Source organism: Glaciecola sp. KUL10, from assembly GCF_003203515.1.
Taxonomy (GTDB): domain Bacteria; phylum Pseudomonadota; class Gammaproteobacteria; order Enterobacterales; family Alteromonadaceae; genus Glaciecola.
This window is the reverse complement of sequence record NZ_BGNG01000011.1, coordinates 18,302-44,616: the sequence shown is the minus strand read 5'-3', so window position 1 is coordinate 44,616 and position 26,315 is coordinate 18,302. Positions and strand designations below refer to the sequence as shown.

Annotated in this window: 24 protein-coding genes; 21 read left to right on the top strand and 3 right to left on the bottom strand. The window is 41.5% G+C overall.

The window, feature by feature from the left end:
- Window positions 1-127: 127 nt before the first annotated feature.
- The 12 genes from ffh (at window position 128) to tyrA (ending at window position 12,720) form a co-directional block, all read left to right on the top strand.
- Window positions 128-1,546: a signal recognition particle protein gene (gene ffh / locus KUL10_RS15705; protein ID WP_110429897.1), complete on the top strand. Its 1,419-nt coding sequence runs from the start codon at window positions 128-130 to the stop codon at window positions 1,544-1,546.
- Between the two features lie 734 nt (window positions 1,547-2,280).
- Window positions 2,281-3,180, top strand: coding sequence for a S9 family peptidase (locus KUL10_RS15700; RefSeq protein WP_110429896.1), 900 nt, complete (start codon window positions 2,281-2,283; stop codon window positions 3,178-3,180).
- Between the two features lie 536 nt (window positions 3,181-3,716).
- Window positions 3,717-4,733, top strand: a complete 1,017-nt coding sequence (locus KUL10_RS15695; protein WP_110429895.1) for a YncE family protein — start codon at window positions 3,717-3,719, stop codon at window positions 4,731-4,733.
- A gap of 126 nt (window positions 4,734-4,859) precedes the next feature.
- Complete coding sequence (rpsP, locus tag KUL10_RS15690) at window positions 4,860-5,120, top strand: 30S ribosomal protein S16 (RefSeq protein WP_110429894.1); 261 nt, start codon at window positions 4,860-4,862, stop codon at window positions 5,118-5,120.
- A 34-nt stretch (window positions 5,121-5,154) separates the two neighbouring features.
- Window positions 5,155-5,673 carry a ribosome maturation factor RimM gene (gene rimM, locus KUL10_RS15685; protein ID WP_110429893.1) on the top strand — a complete coding sequence of 173 codons (519 nt, stop codon included), beginning with the start codon at window positions 5,155-5,157 and terminating at the stop codon, window positions 5,671-5,673.
- A complete protein-coding gene (gene trmD / locus KUL10_RS15680) occupies window positions 5,673-6,443 on the top strand; it encodes a tRNA (guanosine(37)-N1)-methyltransferase TrmD (RefSeq protein WP_110429892.1) in 771 nt (256 codons plus the stop codon). The genes rimM and trmD overlap by 1 nt, the downstream gene beginning before the upstream one ends.
- Before the next feature lie 18 nt (window positions 6,444-6,461).
- Window positions 6,462-6,821 carry a 50S ribosomal protein L19 gene (rplS, locus tag KUL10_RS15675; protein ID WP_110429969.1) on the top strand — a complete coding sequence of 120 codons (360 nt, stop codon included), beginning with the start codon at window positions 6,462-6,464 and terminating at the stop codon, window positions 6,819-6,821.
- 441 nt (window positions 6,822-7,262) lie between these two features.
- Window positions 7,263-7,820, top strand: a complete 558-nt coding sequence (locus KUL10_RS15670) for a sugar O-acetyltransferase (protein ID WP_110429968.1) — start codon at window positions 7,263-7,265, stop codon at window positions 7,818-7,820.
- A gap of 86 nt (window positions 7,821-7,906) precedes the next feature.
- The gene (locus KUL10_RS15665; RefSeq protein WP_199509291.1) at window positions 7,907-8,446 is read left to right on the top strand and encodes an NUDIX hydrolase; all 540 of its coding nucleotides are present in this window, start codon (window positions 7,907-7,909) and stop codon (window positions 8,444-8,446) included.
- 212 nt (window positions 8,447-8,658) lie between these two features.
- Window positions 8,659-10,191: an AbgT family transporter gene (locus KUL10_RS15660; protein ID WP_110429891.1), complete on the top strand. Its 1,533-nt coding sequence runs from the start codon at window positions 8,659-8,661 to the stop codon at window positions 10,189-10,191.
- 271 nt (window positions 10,192-10,462) lie between these two features.
- Complete coding sequence (locus KUL10_RS15655) at window positions 10,463-11,551, top strand: 3-deoxy-7-phosphoheptulonate synthase (protein ID WP_110429890.1); 1,089 nt, start codon at window positions 10,463-10,465, stop codon at window positions 11,549-11,551.
- Window positions 11,552-11,583: 32 nt separating this feature from the next.
- A complete protein-coding gene (tyrA, locus tag KUL10_RS15650) occupies window positions 11,584-12,720 on the top strand; it encodes a bifunctional chorismate mutase/prephenate dehydrogenase (RefSeq protein ID WP_110429889.1) in 1,137 nt (378 codons plus the stop codon).
- Between the two features lie 85 nt (window positions 12,721-12,805).
- On the opposite strand, the gene pheA is transcribed toward tyrA, so the two are convergent.
- The 3 genes from pheA to yciH form a co-directional block, all read right to left on the bottom strand.
- The gene (pheA, locus tag KUL10_RS15645; protein ID WP_110429888.1) at window positions 12,806-13,993 is read right to left on the bottom strand and encodes a prephenate dehydratase; all 1,188 of its coding nucleotides are present in this window, start codon (window positions 13,991-13,993) and stop codon (window positions 12,806-12,808) included.
- A gap of 183 nt (window positions 13,994-14,176) precedes the next feature.
- Window positions 14,177-14,983: a response regulator gene (locus KUL10_RS15640; RefSeq protein WP_110429887.1), complete on the bottom strand. Its 807-nt coding sequence runs from the start codon at window positions 14,981-14,983 to the stop codon at window positions 14,177-14,179.
- A gap of 17 nt (window positions 14,984-15,000) precedes the next feature.
- Entirely contained in the window at window positions 15,001-15,321 is a 321-nt protein-coding gene (yciH, locus tag KUL10_RS15635; protein ID WP_110429886.1) for a stress response translation initiation inhibitor YciH, read from the bottom strand.
- Between the two features lie 155 nt (window positions 15,322-15,476).
- Here yciH and KUL10_RS15630 point away from each other — a divergent pair, with 155 nt between their 5' ends.
- The 9 genes from KUL10_RS15630 to ruvB all read left to right on the top strand — a co-directional run bounded on the left by KUL10_RS15630 (window position 15,477) and on the right by ruvB (window position 26,160).
- Window positions 15,477-16,484: a Fe(3+) ABC transporter substrate-binding protein gene (locus tag KUL10_RS15630; RefSeq protein WP_110429885.1), complete on the top strand. Its 1,008-nt coding sequence runs from the start codon at window positions 15,477-15,479 to the stop codon at window positions 16,482-16,484.
- Window positions 16,485-16,549: 65 nt separating this feature from the next.
- Window positions 16,550-18,199, top strand: coding sequence for an iron ABC transporter permease (locus KUL10_RS15625; protein ID WP_306305336.1), 1,650 nt, complete (start codon window positions 16,550-16,552; stop codon window positions 18,197-18,199).
- A gap of 1 nt (window position 18,200) precedes the next feature.
- Complete coding sequence (locus KUL10_RS15620; RefSeq protein WP_110429884.1) at window positions 18,201-19,253, top strand: ABC transporter ATP-binding protein; 1,053 nt, start codon at window positions 18,201-18,203, stop codon at window positions 19,251-19,253.
- Between the two features lie 145 nt (window positions 19,254-19,398).
- Complete coding sequence (locus tag KUL10_RS15615) at window positions 19,399-21,459, top strand: EAL domain-containing protein (protein ID WP_110429883.1); 2,061 nt, start codon at window positions 19,399-19,401, stop codon at window positions 21,457-21,459.
- A 163-nt stretch (window positions 21,460-21,622) separates the two neighbouring features.
- The gene (gene aspS, locus KUL10_RS15610; protein WP_110429965.1) at window positions 21,623-23,395 is read left to right on the top strand and encodes an aspartate--tRNA ligase; all 1,773 of its coding nucleotides are present in this window, start codon (window positions 21,623-21,625) and stop codon (window positions 23,393-23,395) included.
- 4 nt (window positions 23,396-23,399) lie between these two features.
- A complete protein-coding gene (nudB, locus tag KUL10_RS15605) occupies window positions 23,400-23,840 on the top strand; it encodes a dihydroneopterin triphosphate diphosphatase (RefSeq protein ID WP_110429882.1) in 441 nt (146 codons plus the stop codon).
- Complete coding sequence (ruvC, locus tag KUL10_RS15600; RefSeq protein ID WP_110429881.1) at window positions 23,841-24,362, top strand: crossover junction endodeoxyribonuclease RuvC; 522 nt, start codon at window positions 23,841-23,843, stop codon at window positions 24,360-24,362. It begins immediately after the preceding gene.
- Between the two features lie 153 nt (window positions 24,363-24,515).
- On the top strand, window positions 24,516-25,139 hold the full coding sequence (gene ruvA / locus KUL10_RS15595; protein WP_110429880.1) for a Holliday junction branch migration protein RuvA: 624 nt from the start codon (window positions 24,516-24,518) through the stop codon (window positions 25,137-25,139).
- A gap of 13 nt (window positions 25,140-25,152) precedes the next feature.
- Window positions 25,153-26,160, top strand: coding sequence for a Holliday junction branch migration DNA helicase RuvB (gene ruvB, locus KUL10_RS15590; protein WP_110429879.1), 1,008 nt, complete (start codon window positions 25,153-25,155; stop codon window positions 26,158-26,160).
- Window positions 26,161-26,315: the final 155 nt, after the last annotated feature.

The following is a 26,315-nucleotide window of genomic DNA, read 5'->3' as shown; positions in this document are numbered from 1 at the left end:
CGCGCAATAATTGCCTAAATCTACAACAAAGACAATAAATAGCAAAGTTTGACGTTTAGTTGTCGCCATGACTTATTGTATACTCTACCTTATTGTAGCGAAAAGTTAGCGAAAAGATTTTATAAATATGTTTCAGAATCTAACAGAAAGATTAGGCAGCACTCTTAAAAACCTCAGTGGCAAGGGACGTTTAACCGAAGACAACATTAAAGATACGCTTCGCGAGGTCCGCATGGCCTTGCTTGAAGCTGATGTCGCTTTGCCGGTGGTTAAAGACTTTATTGCAAAGGTAAAAGAGCGGGCGGTTGGCATTGAAGTCTCCAAAAGTCTTCAACCTGGTCAAATGTTTATCAAGATCGTACAAAGCGAACTTGAATCTGTTATGGGCGAGGCCAACGAAGGCCTAAATCTGGCGGCCACACCTCCAGCAGTTGTCATGATGGCGGGTTTACAAGGTGCGGGTAAAACGACCAGTGTCGGTAAACTTTCAAAATTTTTACGCGAGCGCGAAAAGAAAAAAGTCATGGTGGTCAGCGCCGACGTTTATCGTCCTGCTGCGATCAAACAATTGCAAACACTTGCTGAAGAAGTGCAAGTTGAGTTTTTTCCATCATCTGCGATGCAAAGGCCAATTGATATTGTAGAAGCTGCAATCGATCACGCCAAAAAGCAATTTATTGATGTGTTGTTAGTTGATACCGCGGGTCGCTTGGCGGTTGATACAGAAATGATGGATGAAATCAAAGCGCTTCATGCAGCGGTTAAGCCTGTCGAAACCTTATTCGTTGTTGATGCGATGACGGGGCAAGATGCAGCGAATACCGCAAAAGCCTTTAATGAAGCGCTTCCTTTGACCGGCGTTATTTTAACGAAGGCAGATGGTGATGCACGAGGCGGTGCAGCCTTATCTGTCAAACATATCACTGGCAAGCCCATAAAATTCTTAGGTATGGGCGAAAAACTTGACGCGCTAGAACCATTCCATCCAGAGCGTGTTGCATCGCGCATCTTGGGAATGGGTGATGTTCTGAGTTTGATCGAAGAAGTTGAACGTAAAGTTGATAAAGACAAAGCGCAACGCTTAGCCAAAAAAGTGCAAAAAGGCAAAGGCTTTGACCTTCAAGACTTTAAAGAACAGCTTGAACAGATGAAAAACATGGGCGGCATGATGTCGTTGATGGACAAACTCCCAGGCATGGGCGGCATGAGTGCCAAAATCAAAGAGCAAGCGAACGATAAACAGTTTGTTCAGATGGAAGCCATTATCAATTCGATGACGCCGGGCGAAAGAGCTCGCCCTGATGTGATCAAAGGCTCTCGTAAAAAACGCATCGCGGCTGGTTCTGGTACGCAAATCCAAGATGTAAATCGCCTGTTGAAGCAGTTTACGCAAATGCAAAAGATGATGAAAAAAATGGGCGGCGGCAACTCCAAAAAGATGATGCGTCAAATGCAAGGCATGATGCCACCTGGTGGCGGTATGCCTGGTGGTATGCCCGGTGGTGGAATGATGCCTCCAGGCTTAGGTGGCTTCAAACGCAAATAAGCGTTTTTACCACTCATCACTGTCGTTCCCGCGCATGCGGGAACCTCGCAAACCTTAACATCAACCACTGCACTCCGTAAGCAATATTCAGCTTTTGCCAGATAAGCATTTCCCCTTTATAAAACCACTTTACGGCATCCATGCCCGTTTCTAGCGCCACGTCCTTGTGGCACAAGATTTTATAAAGGGGAAACGCTCATCTGACGCGCTGAATGTTCTTTAGCAATGTTTGCTCGATAGTTTTTTTGCGTTTATTGTCTTGGAATGCTGTGCTCTTCAAATATCCGTGTACTGTTTACGAGATTCCTTAATTCGAAGGAATGACGATTAAACTTGTAACACCGAAGAAACGTCATTCCCTTGAAAAAGGGAACCTCCTTGGAACCTAGCAATCTTTAAACATCAACCATTGCACTCCGTAAGCAATATTCAACTTTTGCCAGATAAGCATTTCCCCTTTATAAAACCACTTTACGGCATCCATGCCCGTTTCTAGCGCCACGTCCATGTGGCACAAGATTTTATAAAGGGGAAACGCTCATCTGGCGCGCTGAATGTTCTTTACTAATGTATGCTCAATAGTTTTTTTGCGTTTACTAACGTGAAATAAAGCGCATTTCCAAAACTACCTCACTTTTCGCCATATAGTTTTGATGCGAATAAACTAAATTTAAACCTTATCTATAATTTGTTGCGACAAACCCTACACAGTAATTTAAATAATTATAATTCCGATGAAAAAAACAATTATTCAATGGCTCTCATTTTTTAGTGCCTTCAATTTACTTTCCGCGATAAGCGTTCAAGCAAATAACGAATCGCTATCAATGAGTCTTGACGCTAGGGTGATTAGCTTTGATAGCGGTGGTACAACGTTAGTAGGTTCATTAGTTTACCCTAAAAGTAGAACGATCCACGCTGGCGTAATATTCGTTCACGGCTCGGGAAAGCAAAAACGTTGGATGCCATTGGCTGAAAAAATGGCAGAGGAAGGAATTGCCACCTTTGTATATGACAAACGTGGAGTGGGTGAATCGGAGGGTGAATATGAGGGGAAATATACGGTAAGCGAAAAGAACATCCGTCTTCTCTCCCAAGATGCGCTAGCTGCATTTGATATGTTGGGAAATCAAGAAATGTTAGAAGGCCTTCCATTAGGTATGACTGGCTTGAGTCAAGCTGGATGGATAGTGCCTGTTGCCGCGATGAACGCAAAGGCTCGTGCAGATACCAGTAGAAATGTGGTGGATTTTATTGTGCTGTGGAGCGGACCGGTCACTAAAGTGAGTGAAGAGGATATTTTTAGTAAATATACTGCAGACAAAGATAGTGCTCGTATTCCAAGTTATAAAGAGGCGTTAAACGCACGAGTGCTTCCGTATGTGTGGCCTCCATTCTTGGGTGAAGATATGGATCCCAGTGACAGTCTCAAAGACTTGGGTATTCCTGGGTTGTGGGTATTTGGTAAGCAGGATGGGAGTATACCCGTAGACTTGTCTATTGAACGATTAGAGCAAATTGCGTTGTCGAATCCGAAGTATGAGTATGTTTTGTTCTCTGGTCAGGGGCATAATAACGTTGGTGCTAGTTTACCCTTAGTAGTCGATTGGATTAAACGTCAGGCCACGCCTTAAGCAAAATATAATTCGCAATCCCCGCGCATGCGGGAACTTTCTTGCTAGCAATCTTTAAACATCCAACACCGCGCTCCGTAAGCAATATTCAGCTTTTGCCAGATAAGCATTTCCCCTTTTTAAAACCACTCTACGGCATCCATGCCCGTTTCTGGTGCCACGTCCTTGTGGCACAAGATTTTATAAAGGGGAAACGCTCATCTGGCGCGCTGAATGTTCTTTACTAATGTTTGCTCGATAGTTTTTTTGCGTTTATTGTCTTGGAATGCTGTGCTCTTCAAATATCCGTGTACTGTTACGAGATTCCTTCATTCGAAGGAATGACGATAAAATTTGTAACACCAAAGAAACGTCATTTCCTTGAAAAAGGGAACCTCCTTGGAACCCACCATAGTAAACAACTAAGAAACAACATTCTCGCAAATGCGAGAACCCTCTTGGAACATAACAAATTCAAAAACCACAAACTCATCCACAAACCAAATTCCAATGTACTAAACTACCTAATAATCAAACTCTATTGAAAACCACAAAAAATGAACAAAAAACTCGTAAAGCTTTGCCTAGCCTTTATCCTGTTTTCACTCACAAGCCAGACTCTGGCTGACCCAAATCAACTATCCGGCACACTCGCTGTCGTTAATAAAAGCGACAACACCATTAGCTTAATAGACTTATCATCAAGCACCATAATTAACACGCTACCAACTGGAACAGGCCCTCACGAATTAATTGTTTCACGAAACGGTAAATGGGCGGTTAGTACTGATTTTGTAGGAGGTAATAGCCTTACAGTTTTCAACCTAGCAAAACAAAAGATTGAGCGCACTATACAACTCAATGAGTTTCCCGGTCCGCATGGCATAAAGTTCTTGCCGGTGGAAATGGGACAAGCTGAAAACCTTGTCGCTTTTACCTCTGGTCGAAGTCAGCACTTAGTCATTGCAGACATTTTTAGTGGCGAAATCATTTCTCCAATTCCCACTAAACAAAATACCACTCATATGCTCGCAATCGACTCAGCAACAAATCGGGCGTACACAACAAATATCCGCTCTAATACTATTTCGCAATTAGATCTCACAACGCAGAAAAAAGAAAAAGACATCACTACTAAAGCGATGCCTGAAGCGATAAACATCGCCGAAAGCAAAAAACAGCTTTGGTATGGCGCAAATAAAGGTGGATTGGTTACGGTCCTTGATCTAAGTAGTAAAAAAGAACTGGCCGAATTCAAAGACTTTAAATTTCCGTATCGCGTGTTGTTTAATCATGACGAATCGATAGCCTTGGTACCTGATTTTCAAAATCACGATTTACGTTTGTTTAGCACTGACTCACTAACAGAAATTGCAAAAATAGAATTGCCAAAGGGGGCTGGGCCACAAGGCATCACGCTACACCCTGAGAAGGACATTGTATTTTTGTCTTTAAATCTACTTAATAAAGTATTAGTGATTGATATTCAAAAGCAAAAAATCATTAATGAATTCCCCACAGGTAAAAACCCAGATGGTGTTGGTTTTTCTTCGTTACTCTTAACTAGCAACTAATTGAGCTTACTACCCACTTAGTCCTTGCAAAATAAGCCATTGCGCGTATAATTCGCGCACCTTTTTTCCAGCGTAGCGGGAACTAAGGCATGTTAACGGTAACGCTACAACGAGTTTGAGGCATATATGGTTACTATTCGTTTACAGCGTGGTGGTGCGAAAAAGCGCCCATTTTATCAAGTAGTTGTTGCAGACAGTCGTCGTGCACGCAACGGTAAGTTTATTGAAAACATCGGCTTTTTCAATCCAACTGCACAAGGTCAAGCAGAGCGTTTACGCCTAGACCTAGAGCGTGTTGAGTATTGGACTAGTGTTGGTGCGACTTTATCTGACCGTGTTCAACGCTTGGTAAAAGATGCTAAAGCAGCAACATCAGAAGCGGCTTAATTTTTAAGTTTGCAACTGAGCATTTGAGGTAGAGATGAGTAAAGCGTCTGACACAATTATTGTTGGCAAAATCGGCGCACCAAACGGTGTCAAAGGTTGGGTCAAAATAAACAGCTTTACCCAAAATGCACAAGATATTTTTGATTACGCGCCATGGCTTTTAGCTGACGGCAGCGAAATCGAACTTGACCAGTGGAAAACTAACGGTAAAACACTAGTCGCTAAACTAGTTGGTATTGATTCCAGAAATGATGCAGAAGCAGTTAAAAACGCTGAATTGTCAATTTTGGCTTCAAAACTACCTGAATTAGAAGACGAGTTTTATTGGAAAGATTTAATCGGCATGCAGGTAGTTACCGACAAAGGTTACGATTTGGGTGTGATTAAAGATATGTTCGAAACAGGTGCAAACGATGTGATGCAAATTAAAGCAAAAAACAACGATGCATTTGGTCAAAAAGAACGTTTGTTGCCATTTATATATGACGATGTTGTATTGAATGTTGATAAACAGGCTAGGTCTATCACGGTAGACTGGGATCCGGGTTTTTAATGAAACCGACACAAGCGCAGTGCCAGCAGCACTTCGCAGTGGTAACGCTTTTTCCTGAGTTGTTCGACCCCTTTATTAAACAAGGTGTTTTTGGCAGGGCAGTTAAAAACGGCATTATCAAAGTAGACATGCTTAATCCTCGTGATTTTACTCACGACAAGCATCGAACTGTAGATGATAGACCGTACGGCGGTGGTCCTGGCATGCTCATGATGGTTCAGCCATTAACAGACGCAATTTCAGCGGCAAAAAATATTGTCGGTGAAAATTCTACGGTGATTTACTTATCTCCGCAGGGTAAGCAGTTAAACCAGCAAGGTGTTGAGTCTTTAAGTCAGCTAAGCAAAATTGTTTTGGTGGCTGGCAGGTACGAAGGCATTGACGAGCGCGTGATTAGTGCTTTGGTCGACCAAGAATGGTCAATTGGAGATTACGTGCTAAGTGGAGGGGAATTACCCGCCATGGTGTTGATGGATAGCGTATCTAGGCTTTTGCCAGATGTTTTGGGGCATAAACAATCAGCGGTTGAAGACTCTTTTACTAATGGTTTGTTAGATTGTCCACATTACACAAGGCCCGAGACGTTGAATGGTGAAACGGTTCCCAGTGTGTTGTTAAGTGGAGACCATGAAAAAATTAGGCAGTGGCGCCTAAAGCAGTCTTTAAAACGAACTGACGAAAGACGCCCTGATTTATTAGAAAATCTAGCTCTGACCGAGGAGCAACAATCTCTTTTAAACGAGATTCGATTGCAGCGTAATGACGGTTAACTAGGACGAGAGGATATGATGAGTAAAATTAATCAAGATATCATCAAAAAAATTGAGCAAGCTCAACTCAAGTCAGACGTACCATCATTTGGTCCGGGTGACACTGTAGTTGTTAAAGTGCGTGTTAAAGAAGGTGACAAAGAGCGTCTTCAGGCATACGAAGGTGTTGTAATTGCAAAGCGTAACCGTGGTTTACACTCTGCTTTCACTGTACGTAAGATTTCTAGCGGTGAAGGTGTTGAGCGTGTGTTCCAAACTCACAGCCCAGCTATCAGTTCTATTGAAGTGAAACGTCGTGGTGCTGTTCGTCGTGCTAAGTTGTATTACTTACGCGAGCGTTCAGGTAAATCTGCACGTATCAAAGAAAAACTTAACTAATTTTAATTTATCGTTATCGTTAACATTCAAAAACCCGCTTTGTAGCGGGTTTTTTGTTGCCTAAAGAAATATCACTAACGAATGTAACATCGAAGAAACGTCATTCCCTTGAAAAAGGGAAGCTCCTTAGAACCTAGTAAAGCTAGCATCAACCACCGCTCTTAGTAAGTGATATTCAGCTTTTGCCAGATAAGCATTTCCCCTTTATAAAACCACTTTACGGCATCCATGCCCGTTTCTAGCGCCACTTCCTTGTGGCACAAGATTTTATAAAGGGGAAACGCTTATCTGACGCGCTGAATGTTCTCTAGTAATGTGTGCTTGATAGTTTGATTGAATGGTTTATACAAACATAGCAAGCTCCCAAAGTTTACAAAAACTAACTCACTGCGTAAGCTACCAAGCAAATTCATTCCCATGAAGCAATTACAAAATCATAAAATGACAGAACTAGAAAAAATGCTTTCCGGCCAAGATTACTTCGCAAGTGATAAACAGCTTGTCAAAATGCGCTTCGATGCGAGGGATAGACTTGATGAAATAAATGCTGTTAAGCAATCAGACGTTAAAAAAAGAGCACAGCTCTTTAAGCAATTGTTTGGTCAAACAGGCAAGCGTTTATACATAGAATCGACATTTAAGTGTGATTACGGTTGTAATATTACGGTAGGTGAAAATTTTTACGCTAATTTTGGCTGTGTTATTCTCGATGCTGCAAAAGTGACGTTTGGCGATGACTGTATGTTGGCACCTCAAGTAGGGATTTACACTGCTGCCCATCCTCTAGATCCTGTGGCTCGAAATAAGGGAATTGAATTTGCTAAACCGATTACCTTAGGACACAACTGCTGGGTGGGTGGTAATGCGGTAATCAATCCTGGTGTCACACTTGGCAATAATGTCGTGGTTGCGTCAGGTGCTGTAGTGACCAAAAGTTTTGGCGATGACCTAGTAATTGGTGGTAACCCTGCACGCGTGATTAAGTCAATACACGACTAAATATTCGAATGACGAATCTGCTTGCGGACTGAAGGTCAAATCGTTTACTGCCTCATAAAAATCAATTCATTCTAAGGGTGCAAATAATGTCCGAATTTAAAACGTTAAGTTCAAAAATAGTTTATGAAAACAAATGGATGAAACTTCGTGAGGATGAGTTCGAGCGGGAAAGTGGTTCGCGTGGTGTTTACACGGTAGTCGATAAACCTGATTTTGTAGTCATTATTGCCATTGAAGGTGATGACATATATTTAGTAGAGCAATACCGCTATACCGTTGGCTTGCGAGCGTTGGAAATGCCACAAGGAGCTTGGGAGGGGCAGTATGATGTTGAGCCTGAAAAATTAGCCGCTGGAGAGTTGAAAGAAGAGACTGGCTTAACTGCGAAATCAATGACTTATGTAGGCTTTCAATATTTAGCCTATGGTTTTTGCAGCCAGGGGTACCACGTATTTCTTGCAAGCGGTTTCACACAAGGTGAGCAGGAGCTCGATCAGGAGGAGGAAGGGTTGTTGTGTAAGAAGGTCAAAGTCTCTGATTTTGAAAAAATGATTATCAACGGTGAAATTAAAGACGCGAGTAGCGTCAATGCCTATGGTCTAGCTAAATTAAAAGGTCTAATTTAAGTATCTTCATTCGTTACTCGACGTTTTTTCAACGCAATTGATGTTAAATAGAGCAATTAAAGTAGAAAATACTCCGTTTCTAATTAGCAACAATCGAATTGCCATTTTTAGGATGTAGCGAAAAGCCTAGCTATCGTCTAAAATCATGAACGTTATTATAAAAACAAAAATAGCTAAAAAATAAAATTATAAAAATAAAAGGAAGCGACAGTATGCAACAAGCTGAAAATACTTGGGTAACACGAGCGCTCGATAAGGTCGAACGTGTTGGTAATAAACTACCAGATCCCGCTATTATATTCTTCATCTGCTTACTCATCATCTGGGTGTGTTCTGCAATATTTTCACAAATGAGCTTTTCCGCAATCGATCCTCGAACAGGTGAGGGTGTGGTTGTGAATAATTTACTCACGGGTGATTCCATGGCTGACTTCCTTAGTCGAATGGTCACTATTTTTACCGGTTTTGCTCCCTTAGGTGTGGTACTGGTTGCAATGTTAGGCGTTGGTGTTGCTGAACACTCTGGTTTTATTAGCGCTGGTTTGAAGAGAATGTTGGATTCGACACCAAAAGCATTTTTGACACCCGTTGTTGTACTAGTTGCGATTGTTAGTCATACCGCCACTGATGCAGGGTATGTTTTGGTAATTCCTTTAGCGGGTGTAATTTTTTATGCCATGGGTCGACACCCATTGGCGGGTATCGCAGCGGCGTTTGCTGGCGTAAGTGGCGGCTTTTGCGCGAACTTCATCCCCTCAGCAATTGACCCTTTATTGCAAAGTTTCACGCAAGAAGCGGCACAGATCATAGATCCAGATATTCAAATTAACCCTCTTAACAACTACTTTTTCAACTCGATGTCGTCAATTTTAATTGTGAGTATTGCATGGTATTTGACGGATAAGGTGATCGAACCTCGCTTACAAAACGTGGAGGTGGATGGTGATCCAAATGATATTCCTAAATTTGAAGAGCTTAATGCTCAACAAACAAAAGCATTGCGTTGGGCTTCTTTCTCAATGCTGGTTGGTATTGGCCTTCTGGTAGCCGTTCTGCTTCCTGAGACTTCGCCGATGCGCGATGCAGACGGAAAACTGACGACATTTGCAGCGCCCGTCATGCAGTCAATTGTACCCATTATCTTTTTGTTATTTTTACTTCCGGGCGTAGTTTATGGATATGTATCGGGCACGTATACAAGTACAAAGAACATGATAGATAGCATGACGAAAGCGATGCAAGGTATGAGCTATTACATTGTAATGGCGTTTTTCTGTGCTTTGTTTATAGATGCGTTTGGCAAGTCTAACCTTGGTGCTCTGCTTGCCGTCAACGGCGCTGAATTCTTAAAGTCTTTGTCACTACCTGCAATGGTAACTATCGTTGGAATCATCTTCTTGACTGCTTTCGTCAACTTATTTGTCGGATCGTCATCTGCGAAATGGGCTTTGCTAGGGCCAATTTTTGTACCGATGCTGATGCAATTAGGTATTTCTCCAGATTTGACTCAAGCGGCTTACCGCTTAGGGGATTCTTCTTCTAATATTATTACGCCATTAATGCCTTACTTCCCATTAGTGGTTGTATATTGCCAAAGGTATGTAAAATCAACAGGAATAGGTACCTTATTATCGTTAATGTTGCCATTTAGTATTACGATTTTAATTGCGTGGACTGCCTTCCTTCTGATCTACTGGAGCATAGGTATTCCTTTAGGTATACAAGCGAGCTATGTATACCCATAACTAGGTAAATAGCTAAAAATAACGCTTTTATTGCAAAATACTGAAAAGAGCATCAAATTTGATGCTCTTTTTGTTTTATTTCACTCACTTGCTTGTACTTGGGAGTATACTTTGATAAAAAGTCAACAACACAGTTGTTTGGGATATTTTGACCTGTAAACAAATATTTACGGATGCGGTTCTAGCTAGCTTTTTCTGGTTTTTCCCCTAAATTTTCGTGGTAAGCGGCGCAGTCAAAAATCTCACTAAATTCATAATTTGTGAGTACATAATGCAAAAAGATACAATTAACAATATTCATGTTTCATCAGAAGAAGTCCTGGTTACGCCTGATCAATTAGGTGCCGAGCTGCCCGTTAGTGATCAAGCTTTAGAAGGGGTCAAGTCTTCAAGAAAAATCATTTCTGACATCATTCATGGTAAAGACCATCGTTTACTTGTGGTGTGTGGCCCTTGTTCAATCCACGATATTGAAGCTGCAAAAGAGTATGCGCTCAAGTTAAAGGAGTTACACGAGTCTACGAAAGATACTTTGTATATCGTAATGCGTGTTTATTTTGAAAAGCCACGCACGACAACGGGTTGGAAAGGCCTGATCAATGATCCACACATTAATGATACTTTTGATATTGAAACGGGTTTGAGAAAAGCACGAGAACTATTAATTTGGTTAGCCGAGTTAGGTTTACCTGTTGCAACAGAAGCACTTGATCCAATAAGCCCTCAGTATTTAGGTGAATTATTTAGTTGGGCTGCTATTGGGGCGCGTACGTCTGAGTCTCAAACACACCGTGAAATGGCAAGTGGCCTATCAATGCCTGTCGGCTTTAAAAACGGAACTGATGGTTCATTGGGGATAGCGATTAATGCACTCAAGTCAGCAGCGTCTGGTCATCGTTTTATGGGAATCAATAAAGAAGGGCAAGTAGCAGTCATCAAAACTCAAGGTAACCCAGACGGGCACATTATTTTGCGTGGCGGCAAACTACCTAATTACGACTCCGTATGCGTGGCTGATTGTGAAGAAGAGTTACTTAAGGCAAATGTAAGCTCAAGCCTAATTGTGGATTGTTCTCATGCAAACTCTGCCAAAGACTATCGTCGTCAACCTCTGGTTGCTCAAAATGTTGTTAACCAGATTTTAGAGGGTAATCAGTCCATAATAGGTTTAATGCTTGAAAGCCATCTTAACGCGGGTAATCAAAGCTCAACGGGTAAAACCTTAAAAGATTTGGAGTATGGTGTATCGATCACTGATGGCTGTATTGATTGGGCACAAACTGAATCATTGATTTTGCAAACCAGAGATAAACTGATTACTGTACTGCCATTAAGACAATCAAAAAGGCAGGTCGCCTAATTAGTCGGCCTTTACTCAGGTAATTTAGTTTTATGACTAAACAGGTAAAAGGCTTATCAGAGTTGCGTGTCGACATCGATGCTGTCGATGCTCAACTCATTGAGCTATTAAAAAAACGAAACGCGTTAACCACTCAAGTGGGTAAGGTTAAAAGCCAAACCGGCATGCCTATCTATGATCCTCAGCGAGAGGCTGAGTTAATCGCTAATAAGCGCCAGCTTGCGATAGAACATGAGTTAAGTCCCGACCTTGTAGAGGACATTTTGCGCCGCATGATTCGAGAGTCCTATCATACGCAGCATGCTAAATACATGTGCGTTAATCCAGCGATAAATAAAGTGGTTGTGATTGGCGGAAAAGGGGCTTTGGGTAGTGTATTTGTTTCTTTATTTGAAAAAAGCAGTTATCAGGTTGCAACCCTAGAAAAAGAAGATTGGGCAAATGCTAAGCAAATCTTCGATGGCGCTGATTTAGTGATTGTTGCCGTGCCAATCAATATTACATGTGATGTCATTCTCTCCATCAAACATCTACCGGAAAATTGCATTCTGGCAGATATTACTAGCATCAAAGTATCACCTTTAAAAGCCATGTTGGATGTACATTCTGGCCCCGTTGTCGGCTTGCACCCTATGTTTGGGCCGGATTCTCCCGGTATGATCAAACAAGTGGTGGTGGTTTGTGATGGGCGCGAGCCCCGCAAATACTCGTGGTTAGTCGAGCAAATGAAAACGTGGGGAGCTGTTATCCATAATACTAGCAGTCGAGAGCATGATCAGGCGATGGCATTTATTCAAGTTATGCGTCACTTCAGTACGTTTGTATATGGCCAGCACTTAAAAGAAGAAAATCCCGACCTAGTTGATTTACTCATGTTCAGTTCACCCATTTATCGCTTAGAGTTAGCAATGGTAGGAAGGTTATTTGCTCAACCGCCATCATTGTACGCAGACATTATATTTAATGATTTAGATAATTTGGATTTATTGAAGCGCTTTAATCAACGGTTTTCTGATGGTATTAATCTGGTGGCATCAAACGATAAAGATGCTTTTATCAAACAATTTAAGGCAGTTGAGCAATGGTTCGGTGATTATGCGAAACAGTGCTTGAAAGACAGTCGACAGCTTTTACTGAAAGCGGCGGATGGCCAGTTATTGAGAAAGTGATGCGCTATTCGTGAAAAAGGTGCTTAACGCACCTTTTTTTAATGAAAAAATATGGTCAGTAAAACCAACCTTTGATTATATAGCGCTATTCCATTAACGCGTTTACCGCCGCAACTTTTGTCGGGCTGACTTCTTCAACCGGGTAGCAACCCAGTACTTTGAAGTAGCGAGTCATTCCTCGCAATGCTTCCATAGCTGTTTGCATAGGGCCATCTTCAATATTACCTTCAACATCTAAATAAAACATTTCTTCCCACGGGTTCCCCGTAATTGGACGAGACTCAAGTTTAGTCATGTTTATTCGATTTTCTTTAAGGATCAAAAGTGCTTCAACTAATGCGCCTGGCTGTTGAACTGTTGACATGATCAAGGTGGTCTTGGCTGGTACTTGCAACGGCACTTTTACAGGCTTACTAGCGACTACAATAAAGCGACTATGATTTTCTTTTTGATTTGCTAAATTTGACTTAATTGCGCATAAGCCATAGAGATTGCCACCTGCTTCGCTGCCAATAGCGGCTACGTGAGGTGAGTTTAGTTCGTTAACCGTGATCATTGCAGCAGAAGTACTGTCGCATGGTTTTACTTCAACGTTACCCAGTTCAGCTAAAAAGTGGCTGCACTGAGCAAAAACCTGAGGGTGGGCATAAAGTGTTTTGATACTTTTGATGTCTACTTCAAGGCCATCTGCCACCAATAAAGCATGCTTGATAGGGTGTGTTAACTCGCCGATTATGTTTAAGCGCGTGTGTTGCAGTTGGTCAAAGACTTCATTTATGCTGCCTGACGAAGTATTCTCAATCGGCAATACTGCGTAGTCAGCTTCGTTTGTTTCAACTTTTTTAATGATTTCAGCGAAACTACTGCAGCCCATTTCTAATAATTCACCTGGACGCCTTGCGAAGTATTTTTGCGTTGCCAAGTAGCTATACGAGCCTTTATCACCCAAAAATGCAACCCGGTTAAGAGGCAATGCACTTCCTGGGTTAGCCCACTGAGCTAACATAGCTTGTTGGTTTAACACTGAATCTTCGATGACCACGTGAAATAACTGCGTGACATAGTGCGGGTCAAGACCAACATTTTTACCTTGTTTAATGAGGCGAACTAAAAGTTGCTCTTCTCGCTTTTGATCGCGAACGGGTATGTGATTTTTAACTTTTGTTTCGGCAACTTGATTAGTCAGTTTTTGACGATCAGCCAATAATTGTAATAGTTGAGAATCGAGGTCGGTAATTTTGACTCGAAGAGCTTCTAATTCTTGCTTGGGCACAACACTTCCTTGCTCACATAATGTGAGTGAACACCTTAAAAATAATGGTCTACGAATGTATGAAACTGACACTCTCATGTCAATTGAATGTTGGTGTATTTGTGCTGAAAAGTGCTGAATTGAAGGATAAAAATTTTAATTTAAAGGCGATGCTCTCATAAAGCTGTAATTATCATCACATGTTTACTCGCCAGAACCTAATAAACTAGCAAGCATTGCTTTGACCTCATCAGATTCAAAAGGTTTATCGCACAAGGCATTCACGCCAGTTTGTTGAATGTTAGCCATATGTGCACTGTCTGCTGATTCAGAGGTGACCATAATGATAGGAATATGAGTGGTTGCAGGGTTAAAGCGGATAAATTCTGAAAGCTCGCGCCCGTCCATTTCAGGCATATTATAATCAGTCACAACTAAGTCAAATTCATTCTCTTTTAGCAAGGTAAGAGCATGTGCGCCGTTTTCCGCTTCCATTAACTGAGAAAGCCCCATTCCTTCTAATACTCGTCTTATATGATTTCGAGCCAAGCGGCTATCATCCACAACTAAAACGCGAACCTCCGCTACATCAAAAAGATCCAATTCAAGTTCATCGGTGTTAATCAATTGTAGGCTTGCGTTCAATGCTCGTGATAGATGTATCGGTTCGAAAGGTTTAGGTAAAATTGCAGCAACACCCGCTTGTTTAAATTCGTCTAATTTTTTTATTCTGGTTTCACTTGAGACAAGCATGAACGGAATTGACGCTAAGTTATCATCTTCTTTTATGTACTTTAATACTTCAAGACCACTTCCGTCAGACAAGTACATTGCACTCACCACAACGTCAGCGCCGTGCGCTGTTACTGCAGACTTTGCGTCGGCAACCGTTTTTACAATATCAACGGTTTGTACGTTTTCTTTCAGCAAGAGTGTTTTAATGATTTTGCTTTGTGTATCCGATGGTTCAACCAATAAAACATGTAAATCTTGTATCGATAACTTTTGCATTCTAATTCTCTTTAAAATCAGCCGCCAGCAAGCTTAACTTTGTAACTTTTGGCTTCTAATATGCTTTTAATTTTTTCTCGGTCATCACCCTGAATCTCGATATTAAAACCTTTAACAGAGCCGCCGCAGCCGCATTTTTTCTTTAATTCGCTACACAAGGTTTTTAACTCTGCGCTACTTAGAGTCAGCCCTTCTATAACACTCATTCCTTTTCCTTTTCGGCCTTTAGTTTCCTTTCTGATCCGCACAATGCCGTCTCCTTTAGGCACTTGAGTGGTTTGTTTTTTTTCTTCAACTCTTCCTGTATCGGTCGAGAAGACTATTCTTGAATCATTCATAGCAAAAAAAGTCCTATTTTTAATTTAGAATTGTTACTTAAGAGTATTATTGGGTTATGTAGCTTAAATTCAATATGGGCATTGCAATTGAGAACTATTATCAATTAACATTGTCTCAGTAAAACACACCGTTAAATTAACATTCAAGGATCATAATGAAAAAGTTCATCGCCATGGCGCTTGTTGCTGTATTTTCGCTGCCAATATTCGCAGATGAGATTAATGTGTATTCAGCTCGTAAAGAAGCACTAATTAAACCCGCTTTAGATTCATTTACGCAAGCAACCGGCATCAAAGTTAAGTTAATCACAGGTAACGCTGACGCGCTCATTTCACGTATGAAGTCTGAAGGGCAATTTAGCCCTGCTGATGTGTTAATTACTACTGATGTTGGTCGACTTGAGCGTGCTAAATTGCTCGGATTGACTCAAGCTTATGATTCGGAGTTGGCCAACAGTGTCGTTCCAGCTCATTTGAGGGATGAAAACAATCAGTGGCTCGCATTGACACTAAGAGCAAGACCAATTATGTATGCAGCTGATCGGGTTAACCCTAGTGAATTATCGACGATGATGAACTTAACTGATAGCAAGTGGAAAAGTCGTATTTGTATTCGTTCATCTAACAATATCTACAATCAATCAATGACTGCAGCGATGCTTGCAATTTATCCAAAAAGTGATGTTGAAGAGTGGGCTAGAGGTATGGTTGCCAATTTTGCACGGCCACCAAAGGGCGGTGATCGCGATCAGATAAAGGCCGTTGCTGCAGGTCAATGTGACCTTGCCATTGCCAACACATACTATCTTGCAGGTATGCTTGATTCACAGGACGCTGAGCAAGTAAAAGCCGCAGAAAAAGTGAAGGTTTTTTGGCCTGATCAACAGGCGAGTGGAACTCATATAAATATTTCGGGCGCTGCAATTGCCAAGCATGCAAAAAATGTCAATAACGCAAATGCGTTGATTGAATTTATGCTTACACAAAAATCTCAGCAATGGTACGCTCAAGTCAATCATGAATACCCTGTTAGAGATGGTGTTGAATTGAGTCAGACACTGACGGAGATGGGGCAGTTCAAAAAGCAAAAAGTTAAGTTAAGTGATGTCGGAGCGAATAATGATGAAGCACTTAAATTAATGGATAAAGCCGGTTGGCGTTAATCGCTAGAGCGCGTTAGTATTAATGCCATTGTTTAAAGAAGTTACGCAGCGGTTCAAATAGGCATTTGAAGTACATCAAAACCATTGTTTTTAAATCATATCAAGGCAAGCTTTCTACGCTTGCCTTGTTTTTGTGTCTGCTTGCCAGTGTACCTTTGGTGTCTATCTACACAAGTTTTTCAAGTTTCAACTCTCAAAATTGGCAACACCTTGTCGAGACTGTTCTTGGTGAGTATGTATACAATAGTTTCGTGCTCATGACTGGTGTGGGAACGTTATCAGCGTTTATCGGCAGCAGCCTGGCATGGTTGATTGTGCGCTACGACTTTGTAGGGCGCTCCGCTTGCCAATGGTTATTATTATTACCCTTGGCAATGCCTGCTTATATCATTGCTTACGCATATACGGGGATGCTGGACTTCTCTGGACCCTTACAGTCGACACTAAGAGAAAGCTTTAATTGGTCGGCGAGCGACTACTATTTTCCTGAAGTACGCAGTATGGGGGGAGCGATTACCTTGATGGCTCTCGTGCTCTATCCTTATGTTTATTTGATGGCAAGAGTTGCTTTTCAATCTCAATCACAAAGCCTTGAAGAAGTCAGTAAAGTTGCTGGGAAATCATCACTTCAACACTTTTTAAGAATCAGTTTGCCCTTGGCGTTACCCGCAATTTTATTGGGGGCAATCTTAACCATGATGGAAGCACTGGCAGATTTTGGCACGGTCAAATATTTTGGCATTCCGACGCTAACAACAGGTATTTATAGAACGTGGTTTGGTATGGGGGACATAAACACCGCGTCACAGTTATCTGCTTTGCTATGCACATTTGTTTTCGTATTGTTGTTTCTTGAGTTTTCCTCGCGTAAAACCAGTCAAGCATATCAAAGTCAAGGAGCAGCTGGGCGCTCGTTAATGAGTACCACGGGTGCAAAGTCTATTGGTATATTGATTACTTGCTTACTGCCGATGATACTCGGCTTTGTTATTCCCTTTACTCAGTTACTTTCATGGAGTTTAGCTTACGCTCAAAATGAATCGATTTCACAGTTTATTGAATTAAGTATAAACAGTTTAATACTGGCCATAATCGGTGCAGTGTCTATTGTACTTTTCGCTTTGACTATCAGTTATGCAAAACGCAGAGTGCCTTCAAAAAGAATGAATGTCAGCAGTCGTTTTGTATCCCTAGGTTATGCAATGCCAGGTACTGTTATCGCAGTGGGCGTGCTATCACCAATGGGATGGTTAGATCAGCAAATAAATCAACTAACACTTGCGATAAGCGGTGAAACAGTGGGATTAGTCTTTTCAGGTTCAATATTTATATTAATATTTGCTTATTTAGTCCGTTTTTCAAGCATTGCTATTCAACATACTGACGCTGGATTGCAACGCATACCAAATAGTATAGATGAGGTCGCATTAAGCTTGTCAAAAACTCCTCAACATACGTTCTTCAATATTCATTTACCTTTGATACGAGCAAGCGTACTTAGTGCTATTTTACTTGTCTTTGTGGATATATTAAAAGAGCTGCCAGCAACGCTAGTTCTTAGGCCTTTTGATTTTAATACGCTAGCAGTTAAAGCATTTGAACTGGCTTCTGACGAACGATTAATCGCAGCTTCTTTGCCCGCCATTACAATTGTATTAGTGGGGATTTTACCTGTTATTTTGTTGACCAAAACCTTGGATAAAAAAGACTACTGAGATGTTAAAATTAAATCAGGTCGCTATAAAATATGAAGATAAGCGCATTATAGATGATGTTAGCTTTACACTTGAGAAAGGACAAATTGGTTGTGTTTTAGGGCCTTCTGGATGCGGTAAAACCTCTATTATGAGAGCGATTGCAGGCTTCAAAGAGGTCGCTAGCGGTGAAATAACACTTGCCGGTAAACAGGTAGCATCCGAAGGTTATTCAACCCCTGTGGCAAGCCGTAATGTAGGCATTGTATTTCAAGATTTTGCTCTTTTTCCGCACTTAAGTGTCTATCAAAATATTGCTTATGGTGTTAACGATAAATCAGGTTCTCAACTAACTGACTATGTATCCAACTATATCAATTTGGTTGGCCTGAATGGTCATGCAAGTAAATTTCCACATGAGTTATCTGGCGGACAACAGCAGCGAGTAGCCATTGCGAGGGCTTTAGCTCCACAACCGGACTTATTGCTTTTGGATGAGCCATTTTCAAGTTTAGACCCAGAGTTGCGTACTAGTATTGCTGCTGATGTGCGACACATTATTAAACAAAATGGTACTACGGCATTACTCATTACCCATGACCAACAAGAAGCGTTCACGGTAGGCGATAAAATAGGAGTGTTTAATAATGGATACTGTGAGCAGTGGGCAACGGCTCAAGCGCTTTATCATAAGCCTGCCTCTGAATTTGTTGCCCGCTTTATTGGAGAAGGCAGTTTTATCAAGGGGGTGGTATCAAAAGCAACTGAAAATAGGCACGCTTTAATCCACACTGCACTTGGACAGTTTGAATCGGCATCGAGTGATAATTTGAATGACAATCAAGTGGTTAAGTTATTAGTGCGTCCGGACGATATAGTTCATGACGATGCTAGTGAACATAAGGCAAAGATTTTAGAACGTGCTTTTAGAGGCGCAAATATATTTTATAAACTAAACTTGATTGGAGGCGAAGAGTATATATATTGCTTAGCTCCAAGCCATCACGATCACCATGTTGGTGAAGCATTCGGTATAAAACTAGCACTTGAAGATGTGGTCTGTTTTCCGGTTTAATGCACACCTTATCAAATGAAAAGGCTGTGTTTGCATAGTATTTGCTACGTGAATATTGTCGTTTGCATTTTGAAGCCTGAAAAGGTTGAAGAATAAAATGGATTTTAAATTTAACCCTAGGCACCTGCCGAGTTGTGAGTAAGTATTGTTTAAAAGTATTCAATCAAGTTTATTATCGGTTGTCATATCCGTCGTGGTAGTGGCCACAGTTGTAATAGTGAGTGTCGCTATTCGCAAACATGAAGATGCATTTTTCCTTTCAGCAGAAAAAGCAGCCACTGGGTTAACCCGTTCGCTAGCATTGCAAATCAACCGCTCTTTACCTTCGTTGCACCAAGACGTGATGGATAATATTTCATTGTTTCCGAATATTGTTTACGCCAAGCACATCGACCAAAATAGTAAGGTGCTGAATGAATATAATAGCCTTTTTCAAGCGTCCATTATCCTAAAAGCAAAGGGGGCGCTCGCTACTATTGCTGATTTAAATAAAACTCAGGCTTATAGAATCGAACATTTTATTGTGACTGTTGCACCGGTTGATTTTGATAATAAAGATGGTAACGCTTTGGTCGTTATTTCCGACTTAACCACCCCTTTGCAGCATGCTCGCACAAGTCTGTTCTGGGGGCTGACACCATTTATCGCGCTCATCACAGCGATTGTGGTCATTGTGACGATTTGGCTGCTTGGTCGAGTAACATCACCTCTTTTGCGCTTATGTGAGTTTACTCGAAAGGTCGAAGAGGAGGGGGATTACTCTTTGCGTATCGAAGTAAAAGGGTCACAAGAATTTAGACAGTTAGAACATAATGTTAACCGCCTGATGGACACTATTAGTTCTGAGTTAGCAAAAAACGAGCGCAACACTAAGGACTTACTCGTCCAACAAAAGGCGATGGCTAAGTTAGCAAATTACGACAGTTTAACGGGCCTACCCAATCGCCAATTTGTAATGGATAATTTAAAATTTGATCTGGCGAGAGCTAAAAGGTCGCAACAAAACATTTCCTTGTTGTTTTTCGATTTAGATGGTTTCAAACATATCAATGATACTTTGGGACATGAAACTGGTGATAACCTTTTAATTGCTGTCGCTGAAAGAGTTCAACAAGTCTTGCGAGAAGGCGATTTAATTGCTCGTTTAGGTGGCGATGAATTTCTCATTGTGCCGGATAGAAGTCTTAGTAACAGTACACACGAAGCAGTGGAACTCGCCAGACGCTTATTGCGAGCATTTGAGCAAACCTTTGACGTCGAAAACGTTGATTTACAAGTTGGTTTGAGTATCGGTATTGCGAATGCAGATCAAGCTAATTTTGAACTCAATGAGTTGGTTAGTAACGCAGATATAGCCATGTATCGGTCTAAAGCAAATGGTCGCGGTCGGTACACTGTATTTAGCCCAGAAATGGTGGGTGATAATAAGCGTAAACTTTTGATTTCAAATAGCATAATGACTTCACTGGAAGAGAGTCACTTCAGGTTAGTGTTTCAGCCTAAAGTAAGTGCTTCTAGCAATATCATTGGTTTTGAGGCGCTAATGAGGTGGCACCATCCTTCATTGGGCGAAATTTCACCGAGTGACTTTATTCCGATTGCAGAAAGCGGCGGAAATATTCATGCATTGACCAATTGGTTACTTGACAATGTGTGTCAACAAATCAAAGAATTAGTCTTAGCGACTAATGAAAATATCAAAGTGTCGATCAACCTGTCCGCACATGATCTTCATAATCAAGATCTATTCAGCAAGATTGCGCAGTCATTGAGTAATCACAAATTATCCGCCAAATATTTAGAGATTGAAGTCACTGAATCTGCTCTTTTAGAAAGCTTTGTGGTCAGTAATAATTTGTTTAAGAAACTCTCTTCTCTAGGATGTAGTATTGCTTTGGATGACTTTGGTACAGGGTATTCTTCATTGAGTTATTTGACGCAGATGCGCATCGATAAATTGAAAATTGATCGGCAATTTGTTCAAAAATTAGATAGCTCGGAGCGCAGTCGTTTGGTGACGCGCACAATCATTGACTTAGCTAAAAGACTTGATTTGTTGACATGTGCTGAAGGGATCGAAAATGAAACACAAGAAGAGTTTCTAATGAACTATGGCTGCAATGAATTTCAAGGCTTCTATTATGGTGAGCCTGCATCAATTGATGCGATCAAATCAACGCTTCTCAAGCATAAAACTAAGGTTTAAATCGCAACCCGATACCCTAATCGCACAATAAATCAACGGATCGTATCTTTAGAGCCAAAATCATTGGGTAACGCCATTGATTGGTTTATACTTGCGAGCAATTTTTAGAATCAATCAGCGATGCATTCAAGGCCTCGCACATAATAAAAATCAAGGCAAGTTTATGCGCACAGAATATTGTGGAAAAATCGATACTCGTTTCGTAGGAAAAGAAGTCACACTATACGGTTGGGTAAACAAAAGACGAGATTTAGGTGGTGTTATCTTCATCGATTTACGTGACCGCGAAGGTGTCGTGCAAGTAGTTATTGATCCTGATACCGAAGCAACCTTTGAGTTGGCTTCTAGTTTGCGCAACGAGTTTTGTGTTGCAATAACAGGGCTAGTGCGCGCAAGACCTGAGTCTCAAGTTAATAAAGATATGCGTACAGGTGGTATTGAGGTATTGGGTAAGTCACTTGAAATTTTTAACTCAGCACCTGCATTACCGCTCGATTGGAATCAAGAGAATTCAGAAGAGCAACGCCTGAAGTATCGTTATCTTGACCTGCGTCGTCCTCTAATGACTGAGCGCCTCGTATTTCGCTCTAAAGTAACAGCAGCGGTTCGTCGCTTCCTAGAAAATAATGATTTCTTGGATATTGAAACACCGATTTTGACTAAGGCCACACCTGAAGGTGCAAGGGATTATCTAGTACCTAGTCGCACGCACAAAGGTCAATTTTTCGCGCTACCTCAGTCACCGCAATTATTTAAACAATTGCTTATGATGTCAGGTATGGATAAGTACTACCAGATCGTTAAATGCTTTCGCGATGAAGACTTGCGTGCCGACAGGCAGCCAGAGTTTACACAAATCGATATTGAAACAACGTTTTTAGACGCCGATGGTGTAATGAGTATCACCGAAAAGATGATTCGAGAATTGTTCCAAAAGCTTCTAGATGTTGATTTGGGTGATTTTCCGCAAATGAGCTATGCTCAGGCGATGCAACAATATGGCAGCGATAAGCCAGACCTAAGAAACCCCTTGGTTCTTGTTGATGTTGAGGAAATTGTTAAAGACATCGATTTTAAGGTATTTAGTGGCCCTGCTAATGATGAAAATGGTCGTGTCGCAGTGATTAAAGTCCCTGGCGGAGCTTCGCTCTCTCGTAAGCAACTTGATGAATATACTAAGTTTGTCGGTATTTATGGTGCAAAAGGTCTAGCGTGGATTAAAGTGAACCAAAAAGATGCTGGCAAAGAAGGCCTGCAGTCGCCGATCGTAAAATTCTTTGATAACAATAGTATTGAGGCACTTTTAGCTAAAACTGATGCTCAAGATGGAGATATATTGTTATTTGGTGCAGATACTAAAACCGTAGTAACCGAAGCGCTCGGTGCACTGAGATTAAAACTTGGTAATGACTTTGACCTACTCGAAGGTGATTGGAAGCCTCTTTGGGTTGTCGATTTTCCAATGTTCGAGGCTGTTGATGGCCAGCTTCATGCTCTACATCACCCATTTACTGCCCCGCGTGACAGTAGCCTAGATGCTTTAAAAGCAGCGCCTGAAAAAGCGCTCTCCAATGCATATGATATGGTGTTAAACGGCGTCGAACTAGGAGGTGGCTCGGTGCGTATACACAATATGGATATGCAAGCGACCGTTTTTGAATTATTGGGTATTAGTGATGAAGAAGCCAAAGAGAAATTTGGGTTCTTGCTAGAAGCATTAAAGTACGGCACGCCGCCACACGCTGGCTTAGCCTTTGGTCTCGATAGAATGGTAATGCTGATGACCGGTGCAGACTCTATTAGAGATGTAATGGCTTTCCCAAAAACCACCACCGCGGCATGCCCTTTGACCGATGCGCCTGGCTATGCTAACCCAGCTCAACTAGAAGAATTGTCGATTAAAACAGTAGTAAAAGAAGAGTCAGCCTCTGAATAGTTCGATGCAATTTAAAAGACCAGAGTCTGTACTAGTATTGATCCAAGACAAGCTAGGCCAGGTTCTGGTCATGCAGCGTGACGACGATCCCGAATTTTGGCAGTCTGTAACGGGCACGATCGAAGAGGGTGAAGCTCCCCTTCAAACGGCATACCGAGAAGTAGCTGAGGAAACGGGGCTAGACTTAAACGCCCTGGGTTGTGATGTGATTGATTGTCGAACGGTCAATCAATACAAGATAAGAGAAGACTGGCGCAATCGTTATCCGCCAGGGACTTTATACAACAATGAATACGTGTTTAGAGTAATTGTGCCAACAGGTTCATCAATTTTGTTAACGGAACATACTGATTATCAGTGGTTACCAGTTAATGAAGCGATAAAAAAAGTGTGGTCCGAAACCAATAAGCTCGCTATTCAATCCTTCGCGAAGCTAGCGATTTAAATGAATATAATATTGGGTATCGACCCCGGTTCACGTATCACAGGTTATGGCCTTATCAAGGTTGAACGCAATAAGGCGGTCTACTTGGGAAGCGGTTGTATTAAAGTCGCCCACGATGAGTTATCCATTAGACTTAAGCGTATATTTGAAAGTGTAACTGAAATTATAACTCAGTTTTCACCTACGGCTTTTGCCATTGAGCAAGTCTTTATGGCCAAAAACCCTGATTCAGCCCTAAAGTTAGGGCAGGCTAGAGGAGCAGCAATTGTGGCTGCAACACAGTTTGATCTGCCGGTGGATGAATATTCAGCAAGACAAATTAAACAATCTGTAGTTGGGTCGGGTTCAGCCGACAAAACCCAGGTTCAACATATGGTAAAGCACATACTTAAGTTACCAAGTACACCTCAAGCAGATGCTGCTGACGCCTTAGCGGTTGCTTTGTGTCACCTGCATACTCAACAGAGTTTAATTCAAATGTCAGGGCGCGCATCGAAAACTGTAAGAAGAAGATTGCAATAGCTGCTGATCTTAGCTTTTGTTAAAATGAAACGTTGGCAAGTTTGTTAGCAACTCATAACCTGATATACAATATCCGTGAAAGGCTCAAAACTAAATGCAAGTGCAATACCTCTGAGTTACTAAATACAGAATAATAATTATAAGAGAGTTGAAATGATTGGCAGAATTGCGGGCATTATCTTAGAGAAAAACCCTCCTGAAGTCGTGATTGACGTTGCCGGTGTCGGCTATGAGATTCAATTGCCAATGACTAGTTTTTATCAATTACCCGATATTGGTCAATCCATCTCTATCATTACACACTTTGTCGTGCGTGAAGATGCGCAATTACTTTATGGTTTCGTCGATAAGTTTGAGCGAACAGTGTTCAGAGAACTAATTAAAGCTAATGGCATAGGTCCTAAACTTGCGTGCACAATCTTGTCTGGTGTGTCAGCGAGACAGTTTATGCAATCGGTGATTCATCAAGATGTCACGACCTTGGTCAAGTTGCCTGGTGTGGGTAAAAAGACCGCGGAACGCTTAGTACTTGAACTTAAAGAAAAAATGCAGAAATTAAGCAACGAAACTCCTGATTCGGCAATGTCGGATACCTTGGCTCAAATTGAGGTGCCGAGCTACGAGACACCGGCTCAAGATCCGAAAGACGAAGCCTACAGCGCACTAATGGCCTTGGGGTATAAGCAAGCGCAAGCCGAAAAATCAGTTAAAGCCGTTGCTAAAGATGGTATGAGTAGTGAAGAGCTGATTCGTGAAGCATTAAAGTCGATGATATAAAGGAAGCCTAATCATGATTGAAGCCGATAGAATGGTGAGCCCCTCAGCGGACAAAGATGATGAAATCATCGATCGCGCTATTCGCCCGAAAATGCTAAGTGACTATACTGGGCAGCAACATGTTTGCGAGCAAATGGAAATTTTTATCGAGGCAGCGCGCAAACGAAATGATGCGCTTGACCATTTGTTGATTTTTGGCCCCCCAGGATTAGGAAAAACTACACTTGCCAACATAGTTGCTAATGAAATGGGAGTAAATATCAAAACAACGTCAGGTCCAGTTTTAGAAAAAGCAGGTGACCTTGCCGCGCTACTTACTAATTTGGAAGAAAACGACGTACTTTTTATTGATGAAATTCATCGACTATCTCCTGTAGTGGAAGAAGTGCTTTATCCCGCGATGGAGGATTATCAATTAGATATAATGATTGGCGAGGGGCCTGCCGCGCGTTCAATTAAACTAGATTTACCCCCTTTTACATTAATTGGTGCAACTACTCGAGCGGGTTCATTAACTTCTCCATTAAGAGACCGCTTTGGTATTGTTCAACGTCTAGAGTTTTACAACGTAAAAGACCTGACTTCTATCATCCAGCGCAGCGCAAATTATCTGAATTTAAATATGAAACCAGAAGGTGCCTTGGAGGTTGCTCACCGTGCAAGAGGTACGCCGCGTATCGCAAATAGGCTGTTAAGACGGGTTCGTGACTACGCTGAGATAAAATCGGACGGTGTAATCAGTGATGAAGTGGCGGGAGCTGCGCTTAATATGCTTGATGTCGACAAGCAAGGCTTTGATTACATGGATAGAAAGTTATTGTTGGCCATAATAGAAAAATTCATGGGTGGGCCGGTTGGTTTAGATAACATTGCCGCAGCCATTGGGGAAGAAAAAGAAACCATTGAAGATGTGATAGAGCCTTTTCTAATACAGCAAGGATTTTTGCAACGAACCCCTCGAGGTCGAATTGCAACTCAACGCGCATATTTACACTTTGGATTTACACCCAATAGCGCGTAGTAATGCTGACGTCTACTATGACAGAGTAATAAGTAAGCGAGATAAAAAAAAGCCCGCAAAATATGCGGGCAAAACAACAAGTAAAACGGAATACCGTTATTGGGAACATAAATAAGAACAAAACAAAAACTGCTGTCAAAATTTATGCTGTGTAT